This is a genomic window from Streptomyces sp. NPDC054961, assembly GCF_053609145.1.
In genome coordinates this window covers 44803-56185 of record NZ_JBSGWY010000032.1, presented here as the reverse complement: position 1 = coordinate 56185, position 11383 = coordinate 44803, and the positions used below count along the sequence as shown (strand labels likewise).

The following is an 11383-nucleotide window of genomic DNA, read 5'->3' as shown; positions in this document are numbered from 1 at the left end:
CCGCCCCACCTCAGCGCGCGGCGCCGCGCCCCCGCGGTGGGGGGGTGCGGGGGGGGGTGGGGGGGGGGGTGGGGGGGGGGGGGGCCCGGCCCCCCCCCCCCCCCGCCCCCCCCCCCCTCCGTCATGCGATCAGCCGGTTCCCGTTACGGGAGGACCTTCTCGATCTGCACGCTGCCGGTGCCGGCGGCGGTGCCGCGGGCGTTGAGCAGCTTGACCTCGCCGAAGAACTGGCGGCCTTCCGGAGCGGCGCTGTTGACCAGCACGTTCGCGGAGACGGACGCCGAGGCGCCGTTGGCGAGGTTGACCGCGGCGGCCTCGTCGACCTGGACGGTGCCCAGGGCGGCCGAGTAGTAGACGTCGCGGTAGTCGTACGTGGTGGTCCCGGACGGGATCGCGTAGCCGATCACGTTCACGGTGTAGGTGCCCGCGGCCGGGTTGACCAGGCTCACGGCCTCGTCGGAGTCGCCGTCGGCGGAGGAGCCGACCTTGACGCCGTCCTTGTAGACCTCGAGGTCGAGGTCGGCGGCGGTGTCGGAGACGTTGCCGATCGCGATGTCGAGGCGGGAGACGCCCTCGCCGATCGTGACCTCGGACGTCTGGGTCTCACCGGGGGTGATGGTCGGCTTGGCGACCTTCGCGGAGCCGAGCGGCCCGCCCTGGAGCTTGCCGCCGGAGATGGCCGCGCCCTCGTTCTTGACGGTCCACTGGACCGGCGCCGGGGTGCCCTGCTTGACCTCGGGCAGGACCTTGACCGCGGGGTCGAAGGCCGCGCCGAGCACGGAGACGTCCAGCTTGTACGGGTTGTCGAGCAGCGGCGACGTGCGGCGCGACTCGACCTCGATCTCCCAGACGCCCGGCAGCGGGTTCGCGTACGAACGCAGGTCGGGGCGGCACAGGTTCGCCGGGTTGTCGTAGTTCGGGTAGCACTGGGTCGTCGCGCTGTCCTCGACGCCCACGCCGTACGGGTGGATCGAGATGAAGCGGGTCTGGCTGCCCGGCTTCAGACCGCCCAGGGCGACCTCGAGGGTCTTGGCGCCCGCGGGGACGGTCACGAAGTACGACTTGTGGCTGTTGCGCTGCACGGACGAGGTGTCCGAGTAGGCGAACGACGGCTTCGCCAGCGGGGTGGAGACGACGACCGTGGAGAGGATCTGCTTGTCGATGCCCTCGGTGGTCGCGTCGTCGAGCTGCAGGATGCCGCTGTGGACGCCGGCCGTCTTGGCCTTCGCCTCGACCCGGATGGTGACCGGCTTGTTCAGCGGCAGGGTGACGTAGTCGTAGTCGCCGAGGACCTTGAACGTGCCGTCGTTGTTGCGCCAGCTGAGCTGGTGCGGGGTGCCGTACTTGACGCCGGTGGTGCGCGTCACGACGACGTTGTAGACCTTCTTCTGGCCGACCTTCAGACCGCCCTCGCGGTCGTAGACGCCGGTGCCGAAGCCCGGGGTCTTCAGGAACTGGTCGATCGCGGTGTCGACCGGGGCCTTGACGGTGAACTCGTTGGCCGTCGCACCGCTCTGGATGGACTCCCACGCACCGGGGATGTTGATCAGACCCGAGCCCTGGGCGTGCGCCGGGACGTCGTCGATCTTCTTGGCGCTGCTGGTGAGCGCGATGCGCAGGTTCGCCGGGGTCAGGGCGATGTGCTGCTGCTTGGCGGCCGAGATCAGCAGGGCGCTGGCACCCGTGGCCTGCGGCGAGGACATCGAGGTGCCCTGCAGCATGGAGTAGCCGGCCGGGAGGTTGTAACCGGCCTCCTTCACCGGGGAGCCGGGCAGCCACGTCTGGGTGGTGTTGATGGACGCGCCGGGGGCGGTGATCGTCGGCGTGAAGCCGCCGTCCTCACGCGGACCGCGCGAGGAGAAGGGGAACATGTTGTACTTCGTGGTCACGCCGGAGCCGTAGTTGGCCGCCCAGGTCTCCTTGGAGACCGCCGCGCCCACGGAGATGACCTTGTCCGCGAGGCCGGGGTCGCCGATGGTGTTGACGCCGGGGCCCTCGTTGCCCGCCGAGATGACGAGCTGGACACCGTAGGTGTCGATGAGGTTCTTGTAGAGCTCGGAGCGCGCGTTGTTGCCGTCGTTCAGGGCCGGCAGGCCGCCGATCGACATGTTGACGATGTCCACGCCGCGGTTGACCACGAGGTCGATCATGCCCTCGGTCAGCGCGATGTTGGTGCAGCCGCCGGACCAGGAGCAGGCGCGCGAGGAGACGATCTTGGCGCCGGGCGCCTCGCCGTTCATCGCGCCGCCGAACAGGCCGTTGGCGGCCGTGATGCCCGCGACGTGCGTGCCGTGCTCGGACTCGATGATGCCGACGTTGACGAAGTCGGCCTTCTTGCCGACCCAGTCACCGCCCAGCGGGTCCATCGGGACGTCCTTGCGGATCTCGATCACGAACGGGATGCGCTCGGCGACGTCGGTCGCCGGGTTGTCCGTGCCGAAGTAGCCGATCTGGTAGCCGTCCTTGTACGGCTTCATCGGCTCGTTGTTCGTGAAGTCGTTGTCCTGGTCGGTGTCGACGCGGACGGTCCCGGCGACCGGGTCGTAGAGCAGGCCGAACCGGTCGGTGGTGTCCCCGTCCCGGTTGACGTCGCCCTTCATGTCACCGGTGGCGGTGATCGACTCGGTGAAGCGGCTCCACTGGTACGAGCCCTCCGGGGCCTTCCAGCTGCCGCCGCCCGCGGTGAACGTGCCGCCGGTCACCGGGGTGATCTGGGCGCGCCAGGTGGCGTCGGCGTCGGCGAGGGGGTCGGTCGCGGTGACCCAGTCGACGATCTTGCGCTCGCCCGTGGTGGTCTTCTGGAGCGCGGGGTGACCGAGGTCGACGCCCGAGTCCAGGATGCCGATGGTCACGCCGCGGCCGTCGGCCTGCGGGTTGTCCTTGAGGAAGTCCAGCGAACCGGTCTCGAAGGACGGGTTGTACGGGTTCTTCGCGGGCGTGTTCTTGTCCGGCCCGGGGTAGGTCTCGGCCGAGGTCTTCTTGGCCGCGCCGGCCTCGCGGTCCGCGTCCGGACGGGGGTCCGGGAGCTGGATCTCGTGCCGCAGGTCGATGCCGTGCACCGAGGACAGCTTGGCGGCCGCCTTCAGCGCGGCCTCCGCCTTGTCGGTCGGCAGGGTGGCGCGTACGTAGCCGAGCTTGTCGTACGTCTGGCCCACCGAGGCGCCCTGGACGCCGTCGAGCTGCTTGGCCACCTGCTGGGTCTCGCCGGGAGCGGTGGCGACCATGACGGTGACGGTCTTGTCGCCCTTGGTCCGGGCTTCCTGCAGCAGCTCTACGTCGGCCGAACCGAGCTTTTGGTCAGCCGACTTGACCGCCGGGTTGGCCGTGGGGTTGTCGGTGCCGGTCGCCGCGAAGACGGGCATGGCGCCGGTGGCCGCGAGGGCGACCACCAGGCCGGCCGCGGCCGCGACGCGCACGGCGCGCCGGGACACGGGTATGCCGCCTTGTGAGGAACGAGCGGGGGAGTCGAGGGTCATCAGCATCCCTGGCTAAGTGAAAGATACGGTCCGGATTTCGGTGCCGGATGACCGGTCAGCCTCGCCTAAGTGACAGCTCTTTGGGGAGAGTTGTCACTGACCGAGACCTGCCGTGGCGGACTCCCGCCAGTGCGTGGGATGCGCCAGCAGGCCCGTACCGGGGTGGAACGGTACGAACCTGCGGGCCAAAAGATGGATTTGTAGACTTCCCGACCGTCCGTCAGGGGCGGGGTGCGGCCGCGTCTCGGATCGGGTGTGACAACTTCGGGCCGCTCAGCGCTCGCGCGTGCGCGCGTAGTGCCGCGAGGCCTTCGCCCGGTTTCCGCAGGCCGCCATCGAGCACCAGCGCCGGGTGCCGTTGCGCGAGGTGTCGTGGAAGTGCAGCACGCACGTCTCGGAGGCGCACGCGCGGATCCTGCCGGGCCCGGACGCCAGCAGTTCCAGGTAGTCGCGGGCGGCCGTCCAGGCCGGGCCCCAGGACGGGTCGGCGAATTCGGGCCGCTCGCCGATCCCCGCCGGGGTCAGGGTGATCCGGATCCGTCCGTGCTCCAGCACGGCGTCGATCAGGGCGCGGGCGCTCTCGTCGGCCGGGTCCCGGACCGCGCGGGCCAGCGCCTCGCGGACGGTCAGCAGGTGCACCAGGGTCGCCGCGTCCGCGCGGAAGCGGCCGGCCAGCCCCGTGCTCTCCAGCCACAGCGCGAGCCCCTCCACGCGGGTCAGCCCGAAGGCCCCGGCGAAGAGGTCGAGGGGCTCGCCCTCCTGGTTCCAGCGGGTGTTCAGCAGGTCCAGGGCCACCGGCTCGCCGGTCAGGGGGCGGGGGTCCACCGCCGGTGTCGTCATCTCGTGTTCCTCCGGTGCGTCCGCCCACTAACCCCCTAAGTCTACGTGAACGGTTGACTCCTCAGGTTCTAACCTTTAATTTGGAGATAGAAGGTTAGAGAAGAGTTCGTATGGAGCCCCGACGAGGGGCCTGCCGAAAGGACCCGTCATGACGGCCGTCATCAGCAAGCTGCGCACCGGCCACGTGGGGCTGAACGTCACCGACCTCGCCCGCTCGCTCGCCTTCTACCAGGGCGCCCTCGGCTTCGAGCCGCTCGGCGAGGGCAAGGAGGAGGGGCGCCGCTTCGCCTTCCTCGGCCAGGACGGCGAGCTCGTCCTCACCCTGTGGGAGCAGGCGCGGAGCGGGTACGCGGCCGACGCGGCCGGACTGCACCACCTCGCGCTCTCCGCCGGGAGCGTGGAGGAGGTCAGGGCGTACGAGGAGCGGCTGCGCGGCCTGGGCGTCGCGTTCGCGTACGAGGGGCTCGTCGCCCACGGCGAGGGCGCGCACACCGGCGGGATCTTCTTCCACGACCCCGACGGGACCCGCCTGGAGATCTTCTCGCCGGTCGCCGAAGAGCACCTGGAGGCTCCCGTCGCGGGGGCCCCGACCTGCGGGTTCTTCTAATGTCCGGGTACCACTGGGGATCCTTGGCCGTACAGGAACGGGTCGGCGTCCGCGAGCACGCCGTGCACGTGGGCCGCTCGGTCACCCCCTCCATCAAGGACGTCGCCGCGGCCTTCCTGGCGCAGCAGCCCCACCTGGTGGTCGGCGCCGCCGACGCGGGCGGACTGCTCTGGTCCTCGCTGCTCACCGGCGCCCCGGGCTTCGTACGGGCCACCGGGCCGGACCGGATCGCGGTCCACGGCGGGATCCCGGAGGGCGATCCGCTCGCGGGGGCGCTGGCGAGCGCCGGCACCCGGGTCGGGACCATCGCCCTCGACCCGCGCACCCGGCGCCGGATGCGGCTCAACGGAACCCTGGAGGTGACCGGGGGAGGGTTCGCCGTGGCGGCCGAGGAGGTCTTCGCGAACTGTCCCAAGTACCTCCAGAAGCGGCAGCCGGTGGCACTCGCCGCCGAAGGGGCCGGTGTCGTGCGGCGCGGGCACGCGCTCACCCCCGGCCAGCGGCGGGCCGTGCGCGCCGCCGACACCTTCTTCGTCGCCACCGCCTCCGGGGCGCAGGGGGCCGACGCGAGTCACCGGGGCGGGCTGCCGGGCTTCGTGGAGGTGCTGTCGCCGACGGAGCTGGCCTGGCCGGACTATCCGGGCAACGCCATGTTCCTGACGCTGGGGAACCTGCTGACCGATCCGCGGGCCGGGCTGCTCTTCCCCGACTGGGAGAGCGGGGCCCTGCTCCAGCTCAGCGGGCGGGCGGAGACGGAGTTCGGGGCGGACGGGGAGCGGCGGGTCCGCTTCCGCGTCGAGGCGGTGGTGGAGAGCGTGCACCCGGGGCGGCTGCGGTGGAGCGCCCCGGAGTACTCGCCGGCGAATCCTGCGCCGCATGCGCCGCATGCGCCGCATGCGCCGCAGGGGCCGGTGCGGCCGGGCCCCCGGTAGCCGGGCCCCCGGTAGCCGGGATACCGGTAGCCGGGATCGCTGGAGCCGGGACCGGCTCACCTGGGCAGGACGACGAGGTAGGCGGCGGGCTCGCGGTCGTCGGACGCCGTGAGGGCGGTCCGTACGATCGCCGCCTGCTGCTCGGGCCAGTCGCGCAGCTTGCGCGGGGTGACGTGCAGGACGGTCACCCCGCACCGCTCGAGCGCCTCCCGCTTGCGGACCGACTCCGACCACTCCTCGTCCTCGGCCTGGCGCGGGGCCCGGGTGTCGATCTCCACGGCGACCGCGTGCTCGGGCCAGTACGCGTCCACCCCGCCGAGGTGCGGGCCGCCGGGCAGTCGCAGGTCCACGTTCCAGACGGGCTCGGGGAGCTCGAAGCCCCGTACGAGCTGGTACAGCCGGTCCTCGGCGATGGCGCGGCCCTCCGCGAGCAGCGATTCGACGGCGTCGATCACGTGCGGCCGGTTCAGCAGCCGGGCCACCGTCAGTTCCCTGACCACGGCGGCCGGTTCGCAGTGCCCGGCGCGCACGGCCTCGCTGAGCAGCCGGCGGACCGTCGCGGCGTCGGAGAGCTGGGCGACGGCGTCGGCGACGGCGCGGGCCACGGGCACGACGGGGAGTCCGGCGACCTCCATCGGCCGGGGCGGGGTGTGCGTGCGCACGAGGCGGACCTGCCCGGTGGAGCGCAGCCGTCGGGTGTTCGGCACGAGGACGTCGATCTGAGGGAGGCGGGGCAGGGTGGGGATGCAGGAGAACCGGTACAGCGCGAGGGCGGCCAGCCCGGTGATCATGACCTCGTCGCCGCGCCGCCCCGCGTAGAGCAGCGCGGCCTGCAGCCGTTCCTCGCTCGTCGCCGGTCCGGAGTGGAGCAGGAACACGCCGGGCAGGACCTGCTGCCAGTCCCGCTCGGCGGCGTCGGAGGCGGAGACCCCGTGCTCGCGGAGCTGGGCCAGCGAGAGCACGCGGGGGCGGGTGCCCGTGAGGTGGGCGAGGGGGAGGGGTGCGTTGTGGTTCATGACGCGGTGATTCCCTCGGGCCGTGGCCTCGCTAACCCCTGTTACACGTTCGTCGACAAATCGGGACAAGCCAGGGCTAAAGTACGGGCGTTCGAATGCCGATACCGTCGTTCGGCCCCGGGCGCGAAAACGCCGGCGGGGCCGGGAATCCCGGCCCCGCCGGCGCGTGAAGCGCAGGCCAGAGGGTTACGCGGCCTCGCCGGCCGTCGCGTCGCAGCGCTGCCCGCGCAGCGCGCGTGCCAGGTCGTCGCGGGACTCCAGGACCAGGCGGCGCAGCGCCGGCGGAGCCGACTCGTGCGCGGCCAGCCACGCGTCGGTGGCGTCCAGCGTGGCGGAGTCGTCCTGCAGCGAGGGGTAGAGGCCCTTCACCACGTCCATGCCGATCTGGATCGACCGGTCCGCCCACAGCCGCTCGATGGCCGCGAAGTACGGCTCCGTGAACCCGGCCAGCAGCCCTCGCTGTGAAGGCTGCTGCATCCCCGCGATCGTGGCCTCGACCAGCGCGTTCGACAGCGTGTCCGACTCCACCACCGCCGCCCAGGCCTGGTCCTTGACCGCCGCCGACGGCCGCGCCGCCAGGCAGCGGACCTGGTGCCGCTTGCCCGACGCCGTGTCGTCGCGCGCCAGTTCGGCCGCCAGGACGTCCTCGTCCACCGCCCCGTGCGCGGCCAGCGGCAGCAGGAAGTCCCAGCGCAGCTCCTGGTCCACCTCCAGGCCGTCGATCCGCGCCGAGCCGTCCAGCAGGCCGAGCAGCAGCTGGAAGTCACCCTCGGTCGCGGCGCTCGCCGCGAAGAACCGGGCCCAGGTCAGCTGGTGCTCCGATCCCGGCTCCGCGAAGCGCAGCTCCTGCAGCGCGCAGGCCGCCAGCACCCGGCCGCCCTGCTCCCGCCAGCCCGGAGCGGCGTAGTGGGTGACCGCCGACAGGGCCTGCGAGTGCAGCATCTGCAGGACGCCGACGTCCGTCTCCCGGCCCGCGTGGGCCAGGACGAGCGAGACGAAGTCCCGCGCCGGCATCAGCGCGTCACGCGTCAGGTTCCACAGCGCCGACCAGCACAGCGCGCGGGTCAGCGGGTCCGTCACCGAGCCCAGGTGCGTGCGCAGCGTGGCCAGCGACGCCGCGTCGAAGCGGATCTTGCAGTAGGTGAGGTCCTCGTCGTTGACGAGCACGAGGGCGGGCTCCTCCTGCCCGGCCAGCTCGCCGACGACCGTCCGCGCCCCGGCCACGTCCGCCTCGGCGCGCGCGTAGCGCACCAGCGAGCCGTCCGCGTCCAGCCGGTACAGGCCCACCGCGACCCGGTGCGGGCGCAGCTCCTCGCCGTCCTGGACCACGGCCAGTTCGGTCACCCGGCCGCTCGCGTCGCAGGTCACCACCGGGGTCAGCGCGTTCACCCCGGCCGTCTGCAGCCACGCCCGCGACCACTCGGCCATGTCCCGCCCGGAGACCTCCGCGAGCACCGACAACAGGTCGTCGAGCGTGGTGTTCCCGTAGGCGTTGGCCTTGAAGTAGCGCCGCGCGCCCTCCAGGAACGCCTCCCGGCCCACGTACGCCACGAGCTGCTTGAGCACCGCCGCGCCCTTGGCGTAGGTGATGCCGTCGAAGTTCAGCTTCGCGTCCTCCAGGTCACGGATGTCGGCCGTGACCGGGTGGGTGGACGGCAGCTGGTCGGCCCGGTAGGCCCACGCCTTGCGGTTGTTGGCGAAGGTGACCCAGGCCTGGTCGAAGCGGGTGGCCTCGACCAGCGCGAAGGAGCCCATGAAGTCCGCGAAGGACTCCTTCAGCCACAGGTCGTCCCACCACTTCATGGTGACCAGGTCGCCGAACCACATGTGGGCCATCTCGTGCAGGATGGTGTTCGCGCGCCGCTCGTAGGAGGCCTGCGTGACCTTCCCGCGGAAGATGTACTCCTCCCGGAAGGTCACCATCCCCGGGTTCTCCATCGCGCCCAGGTTGTACTCCGGCACGAAGGCCTGGTCGTACTTCCCGAAGGGGTACGGGTAGTCGAAGATCTCGTGGAAGAGGTCGAAGCCCTGCTTCGTGACGAGGAAGACGTCGTCCGCGTCGAAGTGCTTCGCCAGTCCCTTGCGGCAGATCGCGCCGAGCGGGATCGTCAGGTCCCCGCGCGTGTAGGTGTCCGTGACGTAGTGGTACGGGCCCGCGACCACGCAGGTGATGTAGGTGGAGATCGGCTCGGTCTCGGCGAAGCGCCGGGTCGCGCCCTCGCGGGACTCCTCGGCGCCGTTGCTCCAGACCTGCCAGCCCTCGGGCGCGGTCACCTCGAAGCGGTACGGGGCCTTCAGGTCGGGCTGCTCGAAGTTCGCGTACACCCGCCGGGCGTCGGCCGGCTCGTACTGGGTGTAGAGGTAGACCTCGCCGTCCTCCGGGTCCACGAAGCGGTGCATGCCCTCGCCGGTCCGGCTGTACGCGCAGTTCGCGTCCACCACCAGGACGTTCTCGGCGGCCAGGGCGTCCAGGGCGATGCGCGTGCCGTCGAAGACGGCCGAGGGGTCCAGCGCGCGCCCGTTGAGGGTCACGGTGTTCACCGAGGGTGCGATGAGGTCCGCGAAGCTGGACGCCCCCGGCTCGGCGGCGCGGAAACGGACGGTGGTCACCGAGCGGAACGTCCGGGGGCCCTCGGCCGGTTCGGCCCCGTCCACCGCGGACCTCAGGTCGAGGACCACCTCGTACCCGTCGACGGACAGCAGCTCGGCCCGCTCGCGGGCCTCGTCACGGGACAGATTCTCTCCGGGCACATGCACTCCTTCGTGCGTGATCGCGATATCTGACCGAATCCTCCCACGGGGGAATGCGTGTGCGGCCGGGACGGTTGGGCAGGGAGGAACGTTCCGATCTGAGGAGAGACATGGCTGAGCGCCAGGTGCAAGAGAAGACCCTCGTCGACTTCTGGTTCGACCCGCTCTGCCCCTGGGCGTGGATGACGTCCCGCTGGATGCTCGAGGTCGAGAAGGTCCGCGACGTCGAGGTGCGCTGGCACGTGATGAGCCTCGCCGTGCTGAACGAGAACAAGCTCGACGAGCTGCCCGAGCGCTACCGCGAGCTCCTCGGCCCCAAGGGCTGGGCACCGGTGCGCGTGGTCGTGGCCGCCCAGCAGAAGTTCGGCGACGAGGTCACCGGCAAGCTCTACACCGCGCTCGGCACCCGCTTCCACAACGAGGCCAAGGGCCCGACCCGCGAAGCGATCGCCGAGGCGCTGGCCGAGGTCGACCTGCCCGCCGAGCTGATCCACTACGCCGACTCCGACGAGTACGACGAGGTGCTGCGCGCCTCCCACAACGACGGCATCGACCGGGTGGGCCAGGAGGTCGGCACCCCGGTGATCTCGGTGCCCGGCGCCGACGGCGAGGACGTGGCCTTCTTCGGCCCGGTCGTCACCCCGGCCCCGCGCGGCGAGGCCGCCGCCCGCCTCTGGGACGGCACCCTGCTGGTCGCCTCCACCCCCGGCTTCTACGAGATCAAGCGCACCCGCACCCAGGGCCCGGTCTTCGACTAGCCGACCGGAGCCCGAGCCGCCGACGGCGCGGAAGGCCCCCGCGAGTCCTGTCCTCGCGGGGGCCTTCCGGTGGACACGCCCGCACGTGAAGGTGAGAAGACGATCACGAGGCGGACGGGCTTTCGGGTGGCGCCGATCAGCCCTTGGCGGGGATCAGCAGCGGGGTGTTCGCCTTGGCGTCGGCGTAGCGCCTGGCCACGTCCTGCCAGTTGACGACGTTCCACATCGCCTCGATGAAGTCCACCTTCTGGTTCTTGTACTGCAGGTAGAAGGCGTGCTCCCAGGCGTCGAACACGAGGACCGGCACGGAGGCCTGGCCGACGTTGCCCTGGTGGTCGTAGATCTGCTCGACGATCAGGCGGCCGCTGACGGGCTCGTACGCGAGCACGCCCCAGCCGGAGCCCTGCGTCGCGGAGGACGCGAAGGTCAGCTGCTTGCGGAACCTCGCGAAGGAGCCGAAGGACTCGGTGATCGCATCGGCCAGGTCGCCCAGGCCGTCGGCCGCGGTGGGCTCGCCGCCGCCCTCGCCGGTCTTCGGGCTGGCCATGTTGTGCCAGTAGATGCTGTGCAGGATGTGGCCGGAGAGGTGGAAGGCCAGGTTCTTCTCCAGGCCGTTCAGCACGCCCCAGTTCTCCTTGTCGCGCGCCTCCTCCAGCTGCTCCACCGTGGTGTTGGCGCCCGCGACGTAGGCCGCGTGGTGCTTGTCGTGGTGCAGCTCGATGATCTGTGGGCTGATCACCGGCTCGAGTGCCGCGTAGTCGTAGGGAAGTTCAGGAAGCGTGTAGATGGCCATGCGTGTGATCCGGTCCCCTCGGCGTGCCAACTGCTTATTGCAATCAATGCGCAACTGCACGCTAGCAGTATCTGTTCCACCTCACATATAAGGGTCGCCCGGGTATGGCGAAGGCGCGCCCCCCCGGCCGGCCCCCCGCCGCCCGCCGAGCCGGGGGGGGGCGCCGGGGAATGCCCCGGGGCGGGCGCGCCGCCCCGCCCGGTAGCCGGG

8 protein-coding genes are annotated in these 11383 nt (G+C 71.5%); 3 read left to right on the top strand and 5 right to left on the bottom strand.

What is annotated here, in order from left to right; genetic code table 11:
- Positions 1 to 143 precede the first annotated feature (143 nt).
- Positions 144 to 3476 (bottom strand): S8 family serine peptidase, encoded by a 3333-nt coding sequence (locus tag ACWF9Z_RS25910; protein ID WP_453605656.1) that lies wholly within the window; start codon positions 3474 to 3476, stop codon positions 144 to 146.
- Positions 3477 to 3749: 273 nt separating this feature from the next.
- Complete coding sequence (locus tag ACWF9Z_RS25905) at positions 3750 to 4316, bottom strand: CGNR zinc finger domain-containing protein (RefSeq protein ID WP_453605654.1); 567 nt, start codon at positions 4314 to 4316, stop codon at positions 3750 to 3752.
- Positions 4317 to 4464: 148 nt separating this feature from the next.
- Between ACWF9Z_RS25905 and ACWF9Z_RS25900 the strand changes: the two genes are divergently transcribed.
- Both ACWF9Z_RS25900 and ACWF9Z_RS25895 read left to right on the top strand, forming a co-directional pair.
- The gene (locus tag ACWF9Z_RS25900) at positions 4465 to 4923 is read left to right on the top strand and encodes a VOC family protein (protein WP_453605652.1); all 459 of its coding nucleotides are present in this window, start codon (positions 4465 to 4467) and stop codon (positions 4921 to 4923) included.
- Positions 4923 to 5855, top strand: coding sequence for a pyridoxamine 5'-phosphate oxidase family protein (locus ACWF9Z_RS25895; protein ID WP_453605650.1), 933 nt, complete (start codon positions 4923 to 4925; stop codon positions 5853 to 5855). Before ACWF9Z_RS25900 ends, ACWF9Z_RS25895 begins: the two co-directional genes overlap by 1 nt.
- Before the next feature lie 56 nt (positions 5856 to 5911).
- Here ACWF9Z_RS25895 and ACWF9Z_RS25890 read toward each other — a convergent pair whose 3' ends face one another.
- Positions 5912 to 6871, bottom strand: a complete 960-nt coding sequence (locus ACWF9Z_RS25890; protein ID WP_453605648.1) for a hypothetical protein — start codon at positions 6869 to 6871, stop codon at positions 5912 to 5914.
- A gap of 186 nt (positions 6872 to 7057) precedes the next feature.
- Complete coding sequence (gene pepN / locus ACWF9Z_RS25885) at positions 7058 to 9622, bottom strand: aminopeptidase N (RefSeq protein ID WP_453605646.1); 2565 nt, start codon at positions 9620 to 9622, stop codon at positions 7058 to 7060.
- 110 nt (positions 9623 to 9732) lie between these two features.
- On the opposite strand from pepN, the gene ACWF9Z_RS25880 reads away from it, so the two are divergent.
- The gene (locus ACWF9Z_RS25880) at positions 9733 to 10380 is read left to right on the top strand and encodes a mycothiol-dependent nitroreductase Rv2466c family protein (RefSeq protein ID WP_453605645.1); all 648 of its coding nucleotides are present in this window, start codon (positions 9733 to 9735) and stop codon (positions 10378 to 10380) included.
- Between the two features lie 136 nt (positions 10381 to 10516).
- Here ACWF9Z_RS25880 and ACWF9Z_RS25875 read toward each other — a convergent pair whose 3' ends face one another.
- The gene (locus tag ACWF9Z_RS25875) at positions 10517 to 11173 is read right to left on the bottom strand and encodes a superoxide dismutase (RefSeq protein ID WP_453605643.1); all 657 of its coding nucleotides are present in this window, start codon (positions 11171 to 11173) and stop codon (positions 10517 to 10519) included.
- Between the last annotated feature and the right edge of the window lie 210 nt (positions 11174 to 11383).

Coding starts and splice junctions, on each gene's coding strand:
- ACWF9Z_RS25910 (WP_453605656.1), bottom strand. CDS start 3,476: ATGACCCTCGACTCCCCCGCTCGTTCCTCACAAGGCGGCATACCCGTG.
- ACWF9Z_RS25905 (WP_453605654.1), bottom strand. CDS start 4,316: ATGACGACACCGGCGGTGGACCCCCGCCCCCTGACCGGCGAGCCGGTG.
- ACWF9Z_RS25900 (WP_453605652.1), top strand. CDS start 4,465: ATGACGGCCGTCATCAGCAAGCTGCGCACCGGCCACGTGGGGCTGAAC.
- ACWF9Z_RS25895 (WP_453605650.1), top strand. CDS start 4,923: ATGTCCGGGTACCACTGGGGATCCTTGGCCGTACAGGAACGGGTCGGC.
- ACWF9Z_RS25890 (WP_453605648.1), bottom strand. CDS start 6,871: ATGAACCACAACGCACCCCTCCCCCTCGCCCACCTCACGGGCACCCGC.
- ACWF9Z_RS25880 (WP_453605645.1), top strand. CDS start 9,733: ATGGCTGAGCGCCAGGTGCAAGAGAAGACCCTCGTCGACTTCTGGTTC.
- ACWF9Z_RS25875 (WP_453605643.1), bottom strand. CDS start 11,173: ATGGCCATCTACACGCTTCCTGAACTTCCCTACGACTACGCGGCACTC.